14 protein-coding genes, 1 tRNA gene, 1 pseudogene and 1 riboswitch are annotated in these 21,250 nt (G+C 60.0%); of the genes and pseudogenes, 6 read left to right on the forward strand and 10 right to left on the reverse strand.

What is annotated here, in order from left to right; translation table 11 throughout:
- Positions 1-3: 3 nt before the first annotated feature.
- The 3 genes from trmFO to M0412_RS04590 form a co-directional block, all read right to left on the reverse strand.
- Complete coding sequence (gene trmFO / locus M0412_RS04580; protein ID WP_269699677.1) at positions 4-1,461, reverse strand: methylenetetrahydrofolate--tRNA-(uracil(54)-C(5))-methyltransferase (FADH(2)-oxidizing) TrmFO; 1,458 nt, start codon at positions 1,459-1,461, stop codon at positions 4-6.
- A gap of 831 nt (positions 1,462-2,292) precedes the next feature.
- On the reverse strand, positions 2,293-2,436 hold the full coding sequence (locus M0412_RS04585) for a DUF1127 domain-containing protein (RefSeq protein ID WP_003495735.1): 144 nt from the start codon (positions 2,434-2,436) through the stop codon (positions 2,293-2,295).
- A gap of 482 nt (positions 2,437-2,918) precedes the next feature.
- Positions 2,919-3,065: a DUF1127 domain-containing protein gene (locus tag M0412_RS04590; RefSeq protein WP_013636249.1), complete on the reverse strand. Its 147-nt coding sequence runs from the start codon at positions 3,063-3,065 to the stop codon at positions 2,919-2,921.
- 662 nt (positions 3,066-3,727) lie between these two features.
- On the opposite strand from M0412_RS04590, the gene M0412_RS04595 reads away from it, so the two are divergent.
- Together M0412_RS04595 and tig are read left to right on the forward strand one after the other, a co-directional pair.
- Positions 3,728-3,810 (forward strand) — tRNA-Leu (locus M0412_RS04595).
- A 240-nt stretch (positions 3,811-4,050) separates the two neighbouring features.
- Complete coding sequence (gene tig, locus M0412_RS04600) at positions 4,051-5,529, forward strand: trigger factor (RefSeq protein ID WP_046798367.1); 1,479 nt, start codon at positions 4,051-4,053, stop codon at positions 5,527-5,529.
- A gap of 137 nt (positions 5,530-5,666) precedes the next feature.
- Here the strand turns inward: tig and M0412_RS04605 are convergent.
- A pseudogene (locus tag M0412_RS04605) lies at positions 5,667-6,655 on the reverse strand (carbon-nitrogen hydrolase family protein).
- Between the two features lie 437 nt (positions 6,656-7,092).
- On the opposite strand from M0412_RS04605, the gene M0412_RS04610 reads away from it, so the two are divergent.
- Positions 7,093-7,752: a hypothetical protein gene (locus M0412_RS04610; RefSeq protein WP_269699673.1), complete on the forward strand. Its 660-nt coding sequence runs from the start codon at positions 7,093-7,095 to the stop codon at positions 7,750-7,752.
- Positions 7,753-8,043: 291 nt separating this feature from the next.
- Here the strand turns inward: M0412_RS04610 and sthA are convergent, their stop codons facing one another.
- From sthA to M0412_RS04625, 3 genes are all read right to left on the reverse strand, one after another.
- Positions 8,044-9,447: a Si-specific NAD(P)(+) transhydrogenase gene (sthA, locus tag M0412_RS04615; protein ID WP_142839859.1), complete on the reverse strand. Its 1,404-nt coding sequence runs from the start codon at positions 9,445-9,447 to the stop codon at positions 8,044-8,046.
- Between the two features lie 505 nt (positions 9,448-9,952).
- Complete coding sequence (locus tag M0412_RS04620) at positions 9,953-10,486, reverse strand: DUF1003 domain-containing protein (protein ID WP_269699672.1); 534 nt, start codon at positions 10,484-10,486, stop codon at positions 9,953-9,955.
- A gap of 115 nt (positions 10,487-10,601) precedes the next feature.
- Complete coding sequence (locus M0412_RS04625) at positions 10,602-12,542, reverse strand: LTA synthase family protein (RefSeq protein ID WP_269699671.1); 1,941 nt, start codon at positions 12,540-12,542, stop codon at positions 10,602-10,604.
- Positions 12,543-12,763: 221 nt separating this feature from the next.
- On the opposite strand from M0412_RS04625, the gene M0412_RS04630 reads away from it, so the two are divergent.
- Positions 12,764-14,443, forward strand: a complete 1,680-nt coding sequence (locus tag M0412_RS04630) for an NAD+ synthase (protein ID WP_269699670.1) — start codon at positions 12,764-12,766, stop codon at positions 14,441-14,443.
- A gap of 280 nt (positions 14,444-14,723) precedes the next feature.
- On the opposite strand, the gene M0412_RS04635 is transcribed toward M0412_RS04630, so the two are convergent.
- Complete coding sequence (locus tag M0412_RS04635) at positions 14,724-15,101, reverse strand: glyoxalase superfamily protein (protein ID WP_142839856.1); 378 nt, start codon at positions 15,099-15,101, stop codon at positions 14,724-14,726.
- 192 nt (positions 15,102-15,293) lie between these two features.
- Between M0412_RS04635 and M0412_RS04640 the strand changes: the two genes are divergently transcribed.
- Entirely contained in the window at positions 15,294-16,124 is an 831-nt protein-coding gene (locus M0412_RS04640) for a TolB family protein (protein WP_269699669.1), read from the forward strand.
- Between the two features lie 72 nt (positions 16,125-16,196).
- A riboswitch (cobalamin riboswitch) is annotated at positions 16,197-16,380 on the forward strand.
- A gap of 96 nt (positions 16,381-16,476) precedes the next feature.
- Positions 16,477-17,193 (forward strand): 5,6-dimethylbenzimidazole synthase, encoded by a 717-nt coding sequence (gene bluB, locus M0412_RS04645; RefSeq protein WP_269699668.1) that lies wholly within the window; start codon positions 16,477-16,479, stop codon positions 17,191-17,193.
- A 448-nt stretch (positions 17,194-17,641) separates the two neighbouring features.
- Here bluB and M0412_RS04650 read toward each other — a convergent pair whose 3' ends face one another.
- Both M0412_RS04650 and M0412_RS04655 read right to left on the reverse strand, forming a co-directional pair.
- The gene (locus M0412_RS04650) at positions 17,642-18,745 is read right to left on the reverse strand and encodes a DUF2865 domain-containing protein (RefSeq protein ID WP_269699667.1); all 1,104 of its coding nucleotides are present in this window, start codon (positions 18,743-18,745) and stop codon (positions 17,642-17,644) included.
- 138 nt (positions 18,746-18,883) lie between these two features.
- Positions 18,884-21,199, reverse strand: a complete 2,316-nt coding sequence (locus tag M0412_RS04655; protein WP_142839854.1) for an NADP-dependent malic enzyme — start codon at positions 21,197-21,199, stop codon at positions 18,884-18,886.
- Positions 21,200-21,250 lie beyond the last annotated feature (51 nt).

Below are 21,250 nucleotides of genomic sequence, written 5' to 3' on the forward strand. Positions count from 1 at the left end.
CATTCAATGATCCAGCGCGGCACCGGCTGCCGGGGCGGTTTCGCCCATCCCCAGCCATTCCGCGCAATCCTTCAGCGCCCGCGCTGCAACCAGCTGGCGTTTCATAATCGTCTTGTCCTTGCCGCGAAAACGTTTCACGCCCTCCGGCTTGACGATGGAGCCCGGCTCCAGTTCGGGGAACAGGCCGAAATTGATGTTCATCGGCTGGAAGGAACGCTTGCCCGGCTCATCATCTGAGGAAAGATGGCCGCCGGTGATGTGGTTGAGAAGCGAGCCAAGCGCCGTGGTGGCCGGCGGCAGGCTCAGGGCCTCGCCCTTGCGTTCGGCGGCGGCGAAGCGGCCGGCGAGAAGGCCGACGGAGGCGCTTTCCACATAACCCTCGCAGCCGGTGATCTGGCCGGCGAAGCGCAGGTCGGGGCGGGATTTCAGCTTCAGCGACGGATCGAGCAGGACAGGGGAATCGATATAGGTGTTGCGGTGCAGGCCGCCGAGGCGGGCGAATTCCGCATTTTCGAGGCCCGGAATCATGCGGAACACATCCGCCTGCACGCCGTATTTCAGTTTCGTCTGGAAACCGACCATGTTGTAGAGCGTGCCGAGCGCATTGTCCTGGCGCAGCTGCACCACGGCATAGGCCTTGACGGTGGGGTTGTGTGAATTGGTCAGCCCCATCGGTTTCATCGGGCCATGGCGCAGCGTCTGGCGGCCACGTTCGGCCATGATTTCGATCGGCAGGCAGCCGTCGAAATAGGGCGTGCCTTCCCATTCCTTGAAACCGACCGTGTCGCCGGCAATCAGCGCGTCGATGAAGGCGTTATATTGCTCTTCGTCCATCGGGCAGTTGATGTAGTCCTTGCCCGTGCCGCCGGGGCCGACCTTGTCGTAACGCGACTGGTACCAGCAGATATCCATGTTGATGCTGTCGCGGTGGACGATCGGGGCGATGGCGTCGAAAAAGGCCAGCGCATCCTCACCCGTTTCGGCCTGGACCGCTGCCGCCAGATCCGGCGAGGTGAGCGGCCCGGTGGCGATGATGGTGCTGCCCCATTCCTTCGGCGGCAGGCCGGAAACCTCCTCGCGGACAATCGTCACCAGCGGGTGAAGTTGCAGCATTTCGGTAACGGCAAGCGAAAACCCGTCGCGGTCGACGGCAAGCGCGCCGCCGGCCGGTACCTGATGTTTGTCAGCGCAGGCCATGATCAGCGAACCGGCAAGCCGCATTTCGGCATGGATGACGCCGACCGCATTGGCCGTCGCATCGTCCGAGCGGAAGGAGTTGGAACAGACCAGTTCCGCCAAGCTGTCGCCCTTATGCGCGTCCGTGCCGCGCACGCCACGCATTTCATGCAGGATGACGGGCACGCCGCTCTGCGCGATCTGCCACGCGGCTTCCGAACCGGCCAATCCGCCGCCCACGACGTGAATGGGAGAATGGGTCTTGTCTTGCATGCTGGCGTCCATCTGGCGTCCATGGGCCGCATGCGGGGCAGAGGCTCCCGTTCGGCGGCTGTCTCTTGAGTGATTGTTTCGCGCGGGTCCCAGAGGACGCGGCATTGTTGCGGGATGCACTAGCATGCATGGCCGGGGCAGCCAAATGTTTTTGGGATTGGGCGGGCGAGGAAGAGGCGCGGGGCATTGCGAAACGGCGCGTGCCGCCTGCTTCTTCTCCCCGAGGGGGAGAAGTCCGCGGCAGCGGGATGAAGGGGCGAGGGTAGCGATATTCTGAGAGCTACCCCCTCATCCGACCCTTCGGGCCACCTTCTCCCCGGCGGGGAGAAGAAACAAGCGGCGATCTCGACCCCGATGTGTTTGGCGTAGCGCCCGTATCCGAGATGCGGACAAGCTCTATTTTTAAGGGTGGCGGATATGAGGATAGTCAGGCTATCAAGTTCGCGGCAGGGCTAAAAAGCCGACAAGCATCTGGGGAGCGAGCGCCTGCCGCCTGCTTCTTCTCCCCGAGGGGGAGAAGTCCGCGGCAGCCGGATGAGGGGGCGAGGGTAGAGATATTCGGAGAGCTAGCCCTCATCCGACCCTTCGGGCAACCTTCTCCCCGACGGGGAGAAGAAACAAGCGGCGATCTCGAACCCAATGTGTTTGGCATAGCGCCTGTATCCGAAATGCCGACCGGCTCTGTAAAACCGAATGGTGGCGGATGCCCGGAGTGCATCTTCAAAAAAAAGCTGCTTGCAGCCGACTGCCAGAATCAAAAACGGCGCCAGAGGCGCCGCTTTCTTTACCTGTCGCTCGATCGTCGCGCCCTGGAGGTCGGGCAGCGGGACGATCGTTTACGCCTTAGCGGAACGAACGGGCTGCTACGTTACGGATGTCGTAACGGGTCAGACCGATGTCGCTCAGAGCCTGGTTGGAGAGGCTGCCGAGTTCGTTGATCGTGCGGCGGTAGGAGATCCAGTTCTTTGCAATGCGGATAGGGTTCATGGTCGTTTCCTCAATCTATCTCTGTTGATTTCGTCTGCCGGCTCAGTGTTTCTCTGTGCTCTCGGCTGTTGAGGTTTATATATAGACATTAAGCCATGTTGTGCAGTGCAGAATTTAGGCTACTGCCATGCATTTGTGCACTATGTCGGCTAAATTTGCGGCTCTGAATATCATCTGAGCAAAATATAAGCGGAAATGTCTGTGTTTCGGGCGGTTTGGATGGGTCTGGTGGCCCGTTGCGGCGATGAAGAGGCATTTTGGGGAGGTTTAGTGGAGCGAAAGCGGTTTTAGCCTTGCTCAAGCGTTGTGCGGGCATGGGGGAATAGGGCGATTTTTTCATCCGCTGCTCTTCGCATATGCAGGAGAGAGCCGCTTACGCCGTCAGAAATTCCCAAAACGAAAAAAGGCCAGAGGCGGGCGCCTCAGGCCTTTTTGGGAGGGTCGTCTCGCATCCGTCGCGTTTGCGCGGCGGGGCATCTCTATTAGATGCCGACGGCGGTGCGGGCGACGCGGCGGATGTCCTGACGGCCAATGCCGAGGTCACTCAGTTCGCGGTCGGTCATGCGGCCAAGTTCGGTTACGGTCTGACGATACTTGCGCCAGTTGGTGAGCGAGCGGGTGATGTTCATGGTCATTTTCCTCTTCGTGCTGTTCAGTCCGCGCGGCCAGTCTTGGGAGGCTTTGGGTCCGGGGCTGAACTGATCTCTGTATGACCATGAATATAATCGGTTTAATCAAAACAAAAACAGACAAAGCAAGATGTCACCTATGCACGCAATGCACGACAAGCCGGTAAATGAGCCCGATTGCGGCGATTCATGCATAATTTGTGACCAATTTATGTGCTTTTGGTGACGCCAGATGGCCGGAAGATGTGCAGCCGTGCGGCAGGGCTGGCCATGCGTGAAGAGGCAGGTGCAGGGCAGGGGCGACGAATCTCATCGGCTGACGGTGACCCGGCTATGGGAGTTGCCGGCGATGCTATATATAATGTCAATGTAGCCGCATAAATGATGTGCGCATTTTCTGCCTGCATAAGTGTCGCTGCGGGGGCAGGGGCGGCGGGCGGGCTGAGGCTCTGGACACAAGCGTGGCCTGCCGTTTTTTAGTCCGGGATCGGTGCTGCCTTCCTTGCTGCATCACACTCCCTTATTGCCGAGGGCAAACGGTGAAAGAGGAATACTCATCCGCGCCCTTGGAGCGGAGCCAAGAAAAGTCCTGATGAAACCGGAGGCAGGGGAACGGCGTGCTTGACCCTTTCTGAACATTGTGACATACCGCCGCCCAACGTGCGGGTATGGCGGAATTGGTAGACGCATTGGTTTTAGGTACCAACGCTTCGGCGTGGGAGTTCGAGTCTCTCTACCCGCACCACAAGCAAAGCATGGCTGTGCCACGCTTGCGCCAGAGTGCATCTTTATAAGATGCGGGGAGCTTCGGGGTTCATCATCCCCCTTGCACCTTTGTCTCCGGCGCCGGCGCAATGTTGCCCGGCAGGCGCTTGTGTAAAGAAATAAGGGAAGCCACGGCCGGGGAACGATGTTTCCGGCGCAGTGCTCGAAAGTAAACCAACGGCTGTCTGAGCACCGCCGCCATGATGTGAAGGTTAGGAAAATGCAGGTTATCGAAACGCTCGCTGAAGGGCTGAAGCGCGAACTCAAGGTCGTTATTCCGGCCGCCGACATGAAGGCCCGTCTGGACGAGCGCCTGGTTGACGCCAAGGACAAGGTTCGCATCAACGGCTTCCGTCCCGGCAAAGTGCCGATGGGCCACCTGAAGAAGATGTATGGCAAGTCCATCATGGCCGACCTCGTCAACGAGCTCGTTCGTGAAAAGCCGACCGAAATCCTTTCCAGCCGCGGCGAGAAGTCTGCTACCCAGCCGGCCATCTCCATGACCGAAGACGAGCAGGAAGCCGAAAAGATCCTGTCGGCTGAATCCGATTTCGAATTCACCGTTGCCTATGAAATCATCCCGGCCATCGAACTGAAGGCCAATGACGGTATAAAGGTTACCCGCGAAGTTGTTGAAGTCTCTGAAGACGAAATCAACGAGCAGATCCTGAAGATCGCTGAGAGCGCCCGCACCTTCGAAGCCAAGAAGGGCAAGGCTGCCGATGGCGACCGCGTCACCATGAACTATCTCGGCAAGGTTGACGGTGTTGCCTTCGACGGCGGCGCTGCTGAAGATGCTGAACTGGTTCTCGGTTCGGGCCGCTTCATCCCCGGCTTCGAAGACCAGCTGGTCGGCGTCAAGGCTGGCGATGAAAAGACCATCACCGTGACCTTCCCGGCTGACTACCCGGCTGCAAACCTTGCCGGCAAGGAAGCCAACTTCGACATCACCGTCAAGGAAGTTGCCGCTGCTGCTGCCGTTGAAATCAACGACGAACTGGCTGAAAAGCTCGGTCTCGAATCGGCTGAAAAGCTGAAGGAAATCGTCAAGGGTCAGATCGAAAGCCAGTACGGCAACATCACCCGCCAGAAGGTCAAGCGTCAGATCCTCGACCAGCTGGACGAAATGTACAAGTTCGACACGCCGGCTGGCCTGGTTGACGCCGAGTTCGACAACATCTGGCGCCAGATCAACACCGATCTCGCCCAGTCCGGCAAGACCTTCGCTGACGAAGACACGACCGAAGAAGAAGCCCGCGAAGAATATCGCAAGCTTGCTGAACGCCGCGTCCGTCTCGGCCTCGTTCTCTCCGAAATCGGCGAAAAGGCCGGCGTTGAAGTGACCGAAGAAGAAATGCAGCGCGCGCTGTTCCAGCAGCTGCAGCAGTTCCCCGGCCAGCAGAAGGAAATCCTCGATTTCTTCCGCAACACGCCCGGCGCTTCCGCTTCGCTGCGCGCTCCGATCTTCGAAGAAAAGGTCATCGACAAGCTGCTCTCCGAAATCTCGGTAACGGACAAGACCGTTTCCAAGGAAGAGCTGCTGGCTGACGACGCCGAAGAAGCTACGGAAACCAAGAAGAAGGCCCCGGCCAAGAAAAAGGCTGCTGCCAAGGCTGACGACGCCGCTGAAGGCGAAGAAGCCGCTCCGAAGAAGAAGGCTCCGGCCAAGAAGAAGGCCGCTGAAGGCGACGCCGAATAATCTTCTTCAGTGTAAGCTGATCGAACAAGGGGCCGTGGCGAAAGCTGCGGCCTTTTTTGTTTGGGCGTGGACACTACGTTCCACCCTGAGCCAGGTGGCCAGTGGCACAAATCAGCGCCACTGGCGGGTATTGAGTGTTAAAACTGGTTCCGGCTGTCGCTTCTCGGATCGTTATTTACCTGATGAGGCGTGTAAAGATCGGCGCGCGCTTTTCGCCGCCACGGTCGCGCGGGGTTTTCCCGATCGATGATGACATCCGCTAACGCAATAGCCGGTAAACCATTCATCGGGCATTGCGCCACCCATTGACCATCTGGTGCGGCGACTCCCGAGGGAGCGCTGGGACTTTGTGGGGCAAGGGTGGAAAGCTGGCCCAATAGGAGTTGCTCGATGCGTGCCCCAATATTTCCGTGGCAAATGCCGACGCATTGGAAGGGCCGTCGCCCGCGGTCGAAAACAGCATGCAATCGACGTTCAGCTTTTCATATTCCATGAATATTTCCGGATAGTGCGCTTCCATGCCAAGGGCGCAACCGAAACGGACGCCATCGACTTCAAACGTCACCGGGACGCTTCCCGGCGAGTACATGAATGAGATTTTGGTGTTCGACAGCAGACGCTCATCATAGCGCGTTACAAGCTTCCCACGATCAGAGACCACATACAGGCTGTTATATGGCCGGTGCGGCGACGTCAGCTGATGGACGGCACCCAAAACTGTCCAGAGTTTCAACTTGTGCGCAAGTTTTCTGGTTGCCTGCAGTTCGTTGCGCAGAGTTTCCCATTCGAACCGTGTCCAGTCGGAAGGTCCGATTTCTGCCGGGCCGGTCCCGGACATAATCCGTTTACCTGGCCAGCACGTTGCGCCCTCGGGGAAATGTATGAGACGAGCGCCGACCTTATGGGCTTCGCACATAAGGTGGCGTATTTCCTGTCCGCTTGTCTTCAATGCGGAGACGTCACGAGGATCGTCGAACAGCGATGTCTGCGCGACAGCCATTCGGATTGAGCTGCTTCCAGGGACATCTGGTATTTTTCGAATATGCCGAAGAGCAGCTGTATAGGATTCGCCGGTTTTGGCTGCGCGAGCTCTTACGCGACGTTTCAGGTTGCTATTTTGCGTCATTATCAGGCCTCTCACGTCCCGGACGCAGTTCCCCAGCAACCCGCCCGAAACGATCGGACCAAAAAGATGGCCTGAGACAACAGTCCCTTTGCCTCCGTTGAAGACCGCGCTGGGGACGGTCCGGGAGGTTGAGCGCAGGCGACGCTCACCAAATATCAGCGGGGAGACGCCGATTCGTCAAGCAATCGAAATGTTTGGCCAGGCGACTTTTTGAATGCGGTGCGCCGCAGCATAAAAATTGCTGCATATGCGCTTGTTCATCTCCCGTTCATCTGGCACAATAGCCAACATGATTTCCCGGCTGCTTCGTGTTGCCATTCTGGGAAAGCGGGTCATCCTGATGGGTGGCCTTCGTCGCCGACAATCTCGTTGGACTCGACTTTTACCGTGCATGACCGGGTCTCTCGGCATGCCCTTAAATGGCTTGGGAACAAGATATGCCATCACGCACATCCATTTTCATCTTCGGCCTGCCGCTTATGGCGTTGGTGGGGATTTCAACATCAGCTCTTGCCGATGAGGCCGGGCTGATCTGGAAGCCGGTCAAGAATTCCGACCGTTCCTATACGGCGCGCATCGGCGCGAAGCTGCCGGTCGATACGCCGATCCGGGCGGGGCTGGAAATGGGCATGAGTGCTTCAAAGACGGGGCAGGTGGTGGATACGCCGGTGCGTGTATGGGGCAATGTCACGCTGCTCGCCGAACAGCTGCCCGGCGTTTCGCTTGCCCGCGATGTCGGTGTGCTGTTCAACGCGCTGACGGGATCGAGCAGCGTTTCCGTGACTTCGCAGCAGAAGCGTATCGTCACGCCGGAACTGGATATCGAGGCGAACCGCAATTTCACCGTGCGTTATGATGGCACGGCGCAGCAATGGAACGGCCTCGACGTCTCGCAGTCATTGCGGCTTTCCCGCTCCGAGACCGGCACCGCTTTTGTGCTGACGGGGGCCAGCCGCAACAGTTTCAATGAGTTCAGCAGCGGCGTGGCGGTGGAGCAGAAGATCGGCGATAATCTGACGTTGCGGGGGACGCTGGATCAGGGCTATGCGGATCATTTCCGGCCCGGCGTGAGTGCGCGGTACAGTATTCGCTGGTGAGTGCGGTTCCACCCATAGTGGGGTGGCTGAAAACTCGGCGTCATCCTCGGGCTTGACCCGAGGATCCATGGTGCGCCGGTTTGTGGATCCTCGGGTCAAGCCCGAGGATGACGACGGAGAAGTCTGCTATCTCTGCAGCGGGAAGAGGCTTTTCGACCCAAGGACTTGGGTTGGCTGGACCCCGGATCAAGTCCGGGGTGATGGAGTGGGGATGCTACGACCTTGCCACAAGCGCGCAAGGCAACCTGCCATGCCTCTCGGCAGCTTCGCACCCCTTTGAAAATCCGCTGATCAATCCTTCTTGATCTCACCCATGCGGTTCCACGCATCCAGCCCGGCAATCTTGTAGGCCTCAGCCAGCGTGGGGTAATTGAACGTATTCTCCACGAAATATTCCACCGTGCCTTTGAGGTTCAGCACCGCCTGGCCGATATGCACCAGTTCGGTCGCTCCTTCGCCGACGATGTGGACGCCCAGCAGGCGGCGGGTTTTCAGCGAGAAGATCATCTTCAAGAGGCCGCTGTCGAGGCCCATGATATGGCCGCGCGAGGTCTCGCGGAAATGGGCGATGCCGCATTCATAGGGAATGCCGCGTTCGATGACTTCTTCTTCCGTCAGGCCGCAGGTGGAGATTTCCGGCACGGCATAGATGCCGTAGGGGAAGAATTGCGGCGGTTCGCCGGCCGGTGCGCCGACGGCATGGCGGGCAGCGATGCGGCCCTGTTCCATGGAGGTGGAGGCAAGGCTGGGGAAACCGATGATATCGCCGGCAGCATAGATGTTCGGCACCGAGGTCTGGAAGGTTTCGGGATCGACCTTCAGGCGGCCACGGCTGTCGGCTTCCAGCCCGCAGGCCGAAAGGTTGAGCGTATCGGTGGCGCCGACACGGCCGGCGGCAAACAGCACCGTCTCGGTTTTGAGGACGCGGCCATTGCCGAGCGAAACGAGGCATTTGCCGCTCTCGTCGCGTTCCACTTTTTCCGCCTTCTGGCCAAAGATCAGCTTCATGTTGCGATCACGCAGCTGATAGGTGAAGTCCTCGACGATTTCCTTGTCGATGAATTCCAGCATGGTCTCGCGCGGTTCCACCACCGTCACCTGCGTGTCGAGCGCGCTGAAGATCGTCGCATATTCGATGCCGATGACGCCGGCGCCAACCACGACCATGGAGCGCGGCAGTTCCTTTATTTCGAGAATCTCATCCGAATCAAGCACCGCCTGGCCGTCGAAGGGAATATGCGGCGGCCGGTAGGGCCGGGTGCCGATGGTCAGCAGGATGGAGGTGCCGGTGACATTCATGATCTCGCCGTCGTTCTTCACCACCTTCATGGTGTTGGCGTCAACGAAGCTTGCCGTGCCGCGAATGTGCTGCACGCGGTTGCGGGCAAACTGGTGCTCCAGCACCTCGACTTCGTGATCGAGCGTAATGAGCAGGCGGCGGCGCAGATCGTCGGCGTCGATCTCCTGCTTGACGCGGTAGGAGCGGCCGTAAAAACCGCGCTCACGCCAGCCGGTAAGGTTGAGCGCAGTTTCGCGCAGGGTCTTGGAAGGAATGGTGCCGGTGTGCACGGAAACGCCGCCGACGCGGCTGCCTTTCTCTATGACCAGAACCTTCTTTTCGAGCTTGGCGGCCTGAATGGCGGCCCGTCTTCCCGCCGGACCGCTGCCGACAACAATCAGATCGAACTGGTGCATGAAAAACCCCGGAACAGAATGCATTGCGATAACCGGATGTCGCATCCGGCACGGCGTCGTCGCGAAATGGTCGTGATGCCATTTTGACGATGGGGAGTGATTCCCCCGTCAACCTTGCCCGCAAGAGTGCAATGCAACAAACGCCTGCGTCAATCTGTAGCGCAAGATTCTGACGGATTCGTAACTGGGGGTGAATTTTCAGTGGACCGACCGTGCCTGGGGCTTACCCCCCTCTGCCCTGCCGGGCATCTCCCCCTCAAGGGGGGAGATCGATCTGCGGCTAGGTCTCGCCCTCTCTAAGCTTGAGGATGAAGCGATGAAAGAGCCTCTTGCCGATCTCCCCCCTTGAGGGGGAGATGCCCGGCAGGGCAGAGGGGGGTAAGGCCACACGCGCCTCCGTCCACTATACTCCACCCCCCACCCGGCAGGCCTGCATGCAGGATAACAGCACGCGGCAGGGCGGGGAAAAGCGGGGATGAATTTTGCCGGTGTCAGCCGTCCTTTGTCAGCCGTCTTTGCGGGTGACGTGGTGGTGGAGTGCGGCGAGGTCCTGTCTCAGCGCCGCAAGCTCGGCCAGCACCTTGACGTCGATCTTTTCATGCAGCGACAGTACTTCCAGCTCGGCCTTCAGGTTCACTTCGTAATCCTTGGCGGCTTCGAAACGATCGCGGGCGGCCTGGCGGTTCTGTGACATCATGATGATCGGCGCCTGAATGGCGGCCAGCATGGAAAGCAGCAGGTTGAGGAAGATGAACGGGTAGGGGTCGAAGGCGCCTGTTGTCAGTATTATGGTGTTGATGATCGCCCAGAAGATCAGGAAAAAGCAGAAGCCGAGGATGAAACCCCAGGAGCCGCCGATCTTGGCAATATTGTCGGCCAGCCTGTCGCCGAGACTGGCGCCGGCGGAAAATTCCGCATTGATGTCGCTCGAAACCAGCTTCTTCTGGTGCGACAGTTCCAGAATGCGGCGCTCCACCTCACCAATTTCGCGGGAGGAACGTTTGAAATGCGACGTGATGTAGTCGGAGATATCTGACACGGTGTGTCTCCGGTTTTGATGAGGTGCCTGCGCTCCGTGCGAGATAAACCCGCATGGCGGCGGAATTCAAACGATTTCCGTCGCCATGCGGTTCAGGCGTCCCCGCCACACATCATCAGACGGCCGGCGCACCCTCGTGCAGCCAGTTGAAACCGGGGAAGAAGCGCTCGCGGCCATATTGGGCGCCGAACATCATGTCGAACTGCAGCAGGCGGTAATCGCGCACCACGTCGGGAACGGCGTTCGGGGCGATAGACCAGTCGGGCAGGGCCTTGCCATCGGTTTCCACCAGCATATGCCGGTCGATGACGGAAAAGGCATGCTGCACCTCGCCGAGCGTGCCGGTGTAGAAGGGATCGGAGAAGCCGGCGGTCTTCAGCACGTGATAGGGCAGAAGCGCCGGGCTGATGGTGCCGATATTCTTGCGCACGCCCTTTTTCGAGGACCAGACAACGAGCGGCGTCTCATGTTCCTTCTTCATCACGTCAAGTGGTGCACGGCGGCTGGCCACCATGCCCGGCATATAACCGCTTTCCACGAAGGCCTGGCCAAGCGGCGGCAGGTGATCGCCAAAGAGGACGATGATGGTTTCGCGGTCGCGCTTCTTCGCCCAGCGCATCATTTTCAAAAGCGCATCATCCGCTTCCACGACGCCTTGCGAATAGGTGGAGAGCGCCTGCGAGGCCGATGCGGAGAGATCGCCTTCGACGCTGATGGTGTTTTCGGCGTAACGGGTCGCCTCGTAAGGCCCATGTCCCTGCAGGGTGACGGCGAAGAGGAAGAGCGGGTTCTGCGCCTTGTCGGCCGTCGCCATGATCTCGTCCATCAGCGCATCGTCAGAGGCGAAGTTGCCGCGTTTTTCCATGGCCGGCAAAGTCTCTTCGGAGCGGAATTCCTCGAAGCCGAAATTCTGATAGACCTGCTTGCGGTTCCAGAACCATTCCTGGAACGGGTGCATGGCGATGGCTGAATAACCTTCACCGCGGAAGAAGCTGGCGAGCGAGGGCACGGGGCGGCGGATATATTGCTGATAGGGAATGCTGCCATAGGGCAGGAAGGCGTTGGAAAAGCCGGTCAGCGCCTCGAATTCCACATTCGCCGTCATGCCACCGAACTCGGGCGAAAACACGTTGCCGGACTGTTTGGCGCGGATCGTCGGCATCGGATCGGCGGAGAGCTTCACATTTTCAAGCCGGGTCGGGTCCCACAGCGATTCGCTCATCAGCATGATGACGTCAGGATAATCGCCCTTGTTGGCGGCGAAGGCGGCGGGTTCCGCGGTCAGGTCGGCGATGCTGTTTTCGCCGTAACCCTGCGGCGCCGAAACATTGGCCATGGGAATATTGAAAGCGAAGGCCATCAGGAAGCCGTTGTGACGGTAATTTTCCTGCTGGTCCCACATCATCGGAATGATGTTGAGGCGATCGCGGACCCAGGAATAATGCGAATAGTCCATCAGCGAGGCGAGGCCGGCAAGAAGCGGCAGCGCCAGTGCAAGCCCCGCGGCGCGTTCACGCCAGCTCAATGACGGGGAATGCCGGCGCGCCAGCAGCCAGAGCGCCACGAGAGCGGCAATGGCGGCGCAGATGCCAAGTCCGACCAGCACCGCCGTCAGCGGTTGCGCCTTCAGCATGGTGGGCAGAAGCTCGAAAATCTGGCGGCCGAACAGCAGGTCGGATGGGTAAAGCGGATCGGAGAGATAGGTCTGTTTCTGCGCGGAAATAAGCCCGGTCAGCGCGCAGAGCGGCGCAACTGCGATGAGGGACAGATAACGCCGGCCAAGGATCGCATCCAGCGCGACCAAAAGAGTGAGCACGGCGGCAATGGTGGTCATGCCCGGGCGGGCGGAGGAGGTGAGGAAAGCACCGACATCATGGAGCGAACCGCGGGCGATCCATTCCAGCGCCACGACGAGCACGATGGAGGCGACCGTCAGATTGGCAAGCGTATAGGCCGCGGCCGAAAGCTTCGAAAGGCTCCTTGTCCATGCAGGCGAAAAGACGAAACCAGCCTTTTCGGAAGCCGTTGTTTTTGGCGCCGAATCTCTCAAACTCATACTCCGGTATTGCAGGCGTCCGCCCAATCCGGGGAGATGAATCAGGCGTCGCAAAAGTGTCATGTAACTGTCACATAAGCGCGATGAACGCGACATGAACTTTGCGGAGGATGGCTGGAACGGTGATAACCTTAGCGTGAACGTAGCCGTGGCGCATCGCCCATGCGGTGGTATGCAATTGCCGCGTTGCGGAGCGGCCACGGGCGCGGTATTGAAATGGCATGAGCGACAGACACGATATCCAGAACCATCTCCGGATTGCCGTCGGGCAGTTCAATCCCACCGTTGGCGACGTGGCGGGCAATCTCGCCAGGGCGCGTGAGGCAAGGGCCGATGCGGCAACGCAGGGCGCCGATCTTCTGCTTCTGACCGAGCTGTTCATTTCAGGTTATCCGCCTGAGGATCTGGTGCTGAAGCCGGCTTTCCTGAAAGCCTGCCTGAAGGCTGTGGAAGAACTGGCGGCAGACACCGCCGATGGCGGACCGGGTGTCGTCATCGGTTTTCCACGCCAGGGCGAGACGGGCCGGCACAATTCGGTGGCGCTTTTGGATGGCGGCAAGATCATTGCGCTGCGCGACAAGATTGACCTGCCCAATTACGGCGAGTTCGACGAGAAGCGGGTTTTCGCCGAAGGATCGATTTCCGGCCCCTATAATTTCCGCCGTGTGCGGATCGGCATTCCGATCTGCGAGGAAATCTGGAACGACATGGGCGTGTGCGAGACGCTGGCCGAGAGCGGTGCGGAAATCCTGCTGGTGCCGAACGGGTCGCCCTATTATCGCGGCAAGCTGGATGTGCGCCATCAGGTGGCGCTCAGGCAGGTGATCGAGAGCGGCCTGCCGCTCGTCTTCGCCAACCAGCTGGGCGGGCAGGACGAGCTGGTGTTTGACGGCGCAAGCTTTGGCTTCAATGCCGACAAGACGCTTGCTTTCCAGATGAGCCAGTTCGAGGCCACACTTGCCGTTACTGATTGGAAACGCACGGCTGATGGCTGGCATTGCGAGAGCGGGCCATTCTCGAAAATACCAGAGGGCGAGGAGGCGGATTACCGCGCCTGCATGCTGGGCTTTCGCGACTACGTGAACAAGAACGGCTTCAAGAGCGTGGTTCTCGGCCTTTCCGGCGGCATCGATTCGGCGATTTGCGCCGCACTGGCCGTTGACGCGCTGGGCGAGGAGCGGGTGCGCTGCATCATGCTGCCTTACCGTTATACCTCGGAAGAATCGCTGAAAGACGCCGCCGATTGCGCGAAAGCGCTGGGCTGCCGTTACGATATCGTGCCGATCATCGAGCCGGTGGAAGGTTTCCTTTCGGCGCTTTCCGATCTCTTCGAGGGCACGGAAGAGGGCATTACCGAGGAAAACCTGCAGAGCCGCACGCGCGGCACCATTTTGATGGCCGTCTCGAACAAGTTCGGCTCGATGGTGGTGACGACGGGCAACAAGTCGGAAATGTCGGTGGGTTACGCCACGCTTTATGGCGACATGAATGGTGGTTTCAACCCCATCAAGGACCTCTACAAGATGCAGGTCTATGCCATTTCCAGCTGGCGCAACGCCCATGTGCCGCCGGGTGCGCTCGGCCCTTCCGGCGAGGTCATCCCCGCCAATATCATTTCCAAGGCGCCATCGGCCGAATTGCGCCCCAACCAGACCGACCAGGATTCGCTGCCGCCTTATCCGGTGCTGGACGATATTCTCGAATGCCTCGTCGAGAAGGAAATGTCGGTCGAGGAAATTCTGGCGCGCGGCCATGATGTGGTGACCGTGCACCGGGTGGAGCATCTGCTCTATCTCGCCGAATACAAGCGCCGGCAATCGGCACCGGGTGTGAAGATCACCAAGAAGAACTTTGGGCGTGACCGGCGTTATCCGATCACCAACCGGTTCCGGGATCGGTGATTAAGGCGGTTTCCGGAGGGGGGCCTTTAACGCTGGTCCGGTGTCATCCAGAGTAATTGCCTGTGAGACGGTGCGGCATATTTCTTCTCCCCGCCGGGGAGAAGGTGGCCCGAAGGGTCGGATGAGGGGGCACCATTGCCGTATATCACGACCCTTGCCCCCTCATCCCGCTGCCGCGACCTTCTCCCCCTCGGGGAGAAGAAACAAGCGGCATGCGCTCAGTCCGCGATGGGGGTTCATGAATGGCGCAGAGAAAACCCCGCGCCACTCTTCACTCACCTCAAATAACCTGCCCCACATCGATACGGTTGCCGTCAGGATCTTCAAACACGAAGGCCCTGAGGCCATAATCCTTGTCCTGCAGAGCCTTGATGATGCGCAGCCCATGGCTTTTGCAAATCTCATGCAGCGTATCGACATCGCTGACCATCATATGCGCCACGTTGAAGGGCGCTGCCTTATGGGTGGGCTGCAATGTCAGGTGCAATTCGGCATTGCCCTGTTTGAGGATCATGAAGCCGACGGGAGTGCCGTTTTCGAAGGTTTTTGTGAAGCCCAGCACACCGACATAAAAGTCATGGGCCTTTTCGATATTCTTGACAGGAAGCATTGCGGCGATCCGCCCGAAGCGGATGCCGTGATCGGCGATGGTATTCATCGCGGAACCTCGGATCTGGGAGAAACGGGAAGGGTTACGGGCGGTGCCGGAACGCTGGCGTTTTTTCCGATTTGAATTTGCAGGACGGTGCCTGCGGCCATAGGATCATAATCACCATGGCGGCGAAAGCAAACGGAATGTCTGCGTCCGCCAACGATCAGAGCCAGACTATCGACAGCCCCGGGAGGCAGCATGCGCAGTTCCATCGAAATCTTCAACATCCGCACCCGGCAGATGCGGGTGGTGTGGCAGACGCCGGAGCTGTTCGAGGCGCCGAACTGGTCGCCGGATGGCAAATATCTGCTGTTGAACAGCGAGGGGTTGCTCTATCGCCTGTCCCCATCCGGTGATGCTTCACCGGAGAAGGTCGATACCGGCTTTGCGACGCAATGCAACAACGACCACGGCATTTCGCCTGATGGTTCGCTGTATGCCATTTCCGACAAGGTGAAATTCGGCAAGAGCGCCATTTATCTTCTGCCATCGGCGGGCGGTGCGCCAAGGCTGATGACGAAGAACCTTCCTTCCTATTGGCATGGCTGGGCGCCGGACGGGAAGAGTTTCGCATATTGCGGCATTCGCGATCAGGTCTTCGACATCTATTCCATGGATATCGACAGCGGCATCGAGACGCGTCTGACCCATGGTGAGGGCCGCAATGACGGGCCGGATTATTCGCCTGATGGTGCGTGGGTCTATTTTAATTCCAGCCGCACCGGGCTGATGCAGATCTGGCGGGTGCGGGTGGATGGCTCCGCTGTGGAGCGCATCACTGACAGTTCCTATGGTGACTGGTTTCCGCACCCGTCTCCCAAAGGGGACAAGGTGGTGTTCGTCTCCTATGACGGCGACGTTTTCGACCATCCGCGTGATCTCGATGTGCGCGTGCGGCTGATGGATATGGATGGCGGCAATGTCGAAACGCTGTTTGAGCTTTTCGGCGGGCAGGGCACGATGAACTCGCCCAACTGGTCGCCGGACGGTGATGAATTCGCTTATGTGCGTTACTTCCCTGTGGCGTAATGCGATTTGGCTTTCGTTAAGGTCACATTGCCGCACCGGCCTCGCGATACTTGCATTCGCAAGCCTTCTTGCTCATAGCTTCCTCAGTCAGGTGCCCGCCCTTGTGGCGGGAGAATCGGGAATCCGGTGAGAAACCGGAACGTGCCCAGCGCTGTGAGGCGGATGCCCTTTTCAAAAAGCCACTGAAGTCATTCGGGAAGGCGAAGAGGGCGGATGAAGCCGAGTCAGAAGACCGGCCTGGCAGGATAGACCGAACCGCGCGGACGGCGGCAGGTTGCTGAAGAGGCGCGTCGTGCATGCGAAAACCGGCATGGTTTCGGCATCCGCGCGCCCGCATTGTTGGGGTTAAACGATGCCGACCGACCCGTCCGCTGGCAATCCATTGCAAACCGATCCATTCGACCATGCGCTTTCGCCTGCCCAGCCATTCTCCGGTGCGGAGCGCGAGGCGATCTACCGCGCCATCGAGACGCGTCGCGACGTGCGCGACCAGTTCCTGCCTGATCCGCTGCCGGAGGAGCTTGTCGAGCGTCTCCTGAAGGCGGCGCATTCGGCTCCCTCTGTCGGTTTCATGCAGCCGTGGAATTTCACGCTCGTCACCGATGGGGCCGTGCGCCAGGCCGCCTTTGTGGCCTTCAGCCGGGCCAATGAAGAGGCGGCGGCGATGTTTACGGGCGAGCAGCAGGCGCTTTATCGCAGTCTCAAGCTCGAAGGCATCCGCAAGGCGCCGCTCAGCATCTGCGTGACCTGCGATCCAACACGCGGTGGCGAGGTGGTGCTGGGGCGCACCCACAATCCGCGCACGGATGTCTATTCCACAGTCTGCGCCATCCAGAACCTCTGGCTTGCCGCCCGCGCCGAAGGCATCGGCGTCGGCTGGGTCAGTATTTTCCACGACAGCGATATTCGCACCATTCTTGATATCCCTGAGCACATCGAAATTGTCGCCTGGCTGTGCCTCGGGCGCGTCAATACGCTTTATACCGAACCGGAACTGGCGGTGAAGGGCTGGCGCCAGCGTGTGCCGCTGGAGGAGCTGGTGTTTCGCAATCGCTGGGGTGGGCGGTAAGGCACTGATAACGGTCTGCGGATGAAGTGAAGCGTTGCCGCTTTTTCTTCTCCCTGGGGAGAAGGTGGCCCGAAGGGTCCGATGAGGGGGCCAGCTCACCGAATATCGCTGACGTTGCCCCCTCATCCCGCTGCCGCGGACTTCTCCCCCTCGGGGAGAAGAAACTTGTGGCACCCGCCCGGTCCTAACCGCCGGCTTACTGCGCGACGGGGAACCCCGTCGCCGTTTTGATCTGCTTTGCGGCAAGCCCGGCCCCGGTTCTGGGGAAGTGCCGTCGCAAGGCGGTGCTGCGCGTTTCTTCTCCCCAAGGGGGAGAAGGTGGCCCGAAGGGTCGGATGAGGGGGCTAGCTCACCGAATATCGCTGACGTTGCCACCTCATCCCGCTGTCGCGGACTTCTCCCCCTCGGGGAGAAGAAACAAGGGTCGGGCGCTCGCTCACGACACATATCACTGCTGCGGTTGAATGCCCTTCAGTGCCGGGTTCTTCAGGTCGATGCGGCCCGTCTGGTCCGGCAGGAATTTCGGGCCGATGACGCGGACTTTTGCGTCGTTCGGATCATAATCGCGTTCGGGAACCGGTTGCTCCGGCGGTTTTGCCGCCTGTTGCTGTTCGGCCGGTTCCTTCGGCTTGTCGCCCTGCGGTGACGGAATGGTGGTGATGCCGGAATAGGGCTTTTCGGCCTGTGGCCGGGCGGCCTCTTCCTGCTTCTGCATGTCCTCGTGATAGGCGGCCATGTTGCAGGCGCAGCCGGGCGCTTTCGTAGACGCGTTGCGATAGGCGAAGGCGGTGGGCAGGTCCCTGTAGGGTTTGCCGGTTTCGGCCGAGACCATATCGGAGGTTTCCTGATCCGTCATGGAGTGGAAATAAAGCTCGGTCTGCGTGCCCGGGCACATTTTCTGGCATTGCTCCGCCTGGGCGCGGAAATCGAGCGGCGAGGCATTGGAGGCGATCGGGAAAAACGAGCCGTCGCAGGTGCGTACGCAAAGGGTGCGCAGTCCGCCCTCGGCGGCGGCATTGGGGTAAGGCGACAGGCCCGTCCGTCCCGGCTCACGGTCGCCCTGGCGGAAAGCATCGGGATAACGGGTGACATCCGGGGCCTGCGGCGATTGCCTGTCCGTTTCCGGCATTGCGCTGCAGCCATTGGCGTCGAGTGCGGCGAGAATGCGCTGGCGCCTGATGCCGCCATCATCGCTGCGCTGAGCCGCCATCGCGTCATCACGGTCACGAATGATGGCGTCACGTTCGGCCTCGGCATCCACCAGCGCATCGCCGATCTCGGCGCAGAGGCCGGCATTGGGGTTGCCGTAGACAATGACGCTGCCGGATGAACAGCCATAGCTGCGCAGATCGTTCCTGATCTTGCGCACGACGATGTTCTGGCGGGCGAGCGCATTGGCGTAACGCCGCACCTCTGCCGTGTTGCCGATGACACGTGGTGGCTCGCGCAGTTGCGCATAAAGCGTATCGCAGACCTGATCCGCGAAGGCGGTGGCCGGGGCGAGGAAAACAAGGGGAAGCAGGAGGCCGATGATGCGGCTGCGCCGGGTCAATTGTGCGATCCGTTTAATGTCCCCGGCCGGTGGCAGGGGCGTTATACTTCACGAAATCCGTGTTTCAGGAAGATAACATAAGCTGTTGCCGCAATGCGGCAACAGCTTGTTCAAAATTGCGTTAATGCGCCCGCAGCATCACACCGAAGGGTGCGAAGCCTGGACCACGGCAAAGGCTGCCATGTTGACTACGCCGCGCGAGGTGACGCTGGGCGACAGGATGTGGGCGGGCAGGGCTGTGCCGAGCAGGATCGGGCCGACATGCAGGCCTTCCGTCAGGGTGCGGGTGACGCCGAGCGTGATGTTGGCGGCGTCAAGGTTCGGGAAAACCAAAAGGTTCGCTTCGCCGGTCAGCACGCTGTTCGGCATGGCGCGCTTGCGCAGCGCTTCCGAAAGGGCTGAGCCGCCCTGCATTTCGCCGTCCACTTCCAGCTCGGGGGCTGCTGCCTGCACGATCTTCAGCGCGCGGCGCATCTTGCGCGCACTTTCAGAATCGCGCGAACCGAAATTGGAGTGGCTGGCGAGCGCGATCTTCGGCGTGATGCCGAAACGGCGAATTTCCTTGGCCGCAAGAATGGCCATTTCCGCCACTTCTTCTGACGTCGGATCGTTATTCACGAACGTATCGGTGAGGAACAGCGCACCCTGCTGGGTGATGAGCAGGCTGAGGCCCGCAAAGGAGCGCACATTCTCCTGCTTGCCGATGATCTGGTTCACGTCGCGCAGATGCCGGTCATAACGGCCTTCCAGACCGCAGATCAGCGCATCGGCTTCGCCGCGCTTGACCGACAGCGCGCCGATGACGGTGGAGTTGGTGCGCACGATGGTACGCGCCGCTTCCGGGTTGATGCCGGCGCGGCCGACCAGCGCGAAATAATCATCGACATAATCGCGGTAGCGCGGATCGTCTTCCGGATTGACCACGGCGAAATCCGTATGCGGGCGGATGCGCAGGCCGAAGCGCTTCAGGCGCGTTTCGATGATCTGCGGGCGGCCGATGAGGATCGGGATGCCGGTGCCTTCTTCCAGCAGAACCTGGGCGGCGCGCAGCACACGCTCGTCTTCGCCTTCGGCAAAGATGATGCGCTTCTTTTCGGCGGCCTTGGCGGCATTGAAGACCGGCTTCATGATGAAGCCGGAGCGCCAGACGAAACGGTTCAGCTGGTCGAAATAGGCTTCGAAATCGGTGATCGGCCGGGCGGCGACACCGCTTGCGGCGGCAGCGCGGGCAACGGCCGGCGCAATGCGCAGGATGAGGCGCGGATCGAAGGGCGAGGGGATGAGATAGGTCGGGCCGAAGACCGGGGTTTCGCCGCTATAGGCTCGGGCCGCCACTTCCGAGACTTCCTCGCGGGCAAGCTCGGCGATGGCCTGCACGGCGGCCATCTTCATTTCTTCGTTGATGGTCGTCGCACCGCAATCCAGCGCGCCGCGGAAGATATAGGGGAAGCAGAGTACGTTGTTGACCTGGTTCGGGAAATCCGAACGGCCGGTGCAGATCATCGCGTCCGGGCGCGCCGCACGCGCCACTTCAGGCATGATTTCCGGATTGGGGTTGGCGAGCGCAAGAATAAGCGGATTTTCCGCCATGCGCTCCAGGAGTTCCGGTTTCAGCACGCCGGCCGCCGAAAGGCCGAGGAAGACATCGGCGCCATCGATGGAGTCAGCCAGCACGCGTTTGTCGGTCTTCTGGGCGTAGACTTCCTTCCACTCGTCCATCAGCTCGTTGCGGCCGTCATAAACCAGGCCTTCGATATCGTGGACCCAGATGTTTTCCTTTTTTGCGCCCATGGCGACAAGCAGGTTGAGGCAGGCGAGGGCTGCCGCACCGGCGCCGGAGGCGACGATCTTGACACTGGACAGAGACTTGCCGGCCAGTTCCAGCGCGTTGGTGACGGCGGCGGCAACGATGATCGCGGTGCCATGCTGATCATCGTGGAAGACGGGGATGTTCATCTTCTCGCGCAGCTGGCGTTCCACCTCGAAACATTCCGGCGCCTTGATGTCCTCAAGGTTGATGCCGCCGAAGGTGGGCTCCAGCGCTGCGATGGTCGACACCATGTCATTGATGCCGGGCGCGTCGATCTCGATGTCGAAGACGTCGATGCCGGCGAATTTCTTGAAGAGGACGGCCTTGCCTTCCATGACAGGCTTGGAAGCAAGCGGGCCGATATTGCCAAGGCCGAGCACGGCGGTGCCGTTGGAGATGACGGCGACGAGATTGGCGCGCGCTGTATAATCGGCTGCCATTTCCGGATTTTCATGGATGGCGAGGCAGGGAGCGGCCACACCCGGCGAATAGGCGAGCGCCAGATCGCGCTGGTTGCCGAGCGGCTTGGTGGCCTGGATCTCCAGCTTGCCGGGGCGCGGATAGCGGTGGAAAAAGAGCGCCTGTTCCTCGATGTCGGCCTTTGCCGTGTTGGCGGGCGTGTTGTTCTTATCGTGAGAGGTCATTCTTCCACCGTCATATCTGGTTTCATTCCGGCCCCCTGAATACAACAAACT

It is taken from the genome of Agrobacterium sp. O3.4 (assembly GCF_041414895.1).
Lineage (GTDB): Bacteria > Pseudomonadota > Alphaproteobacteria > Rhizobiales > Rhizobiaceae > Agrobacterium > Agrobacterium cucumeris.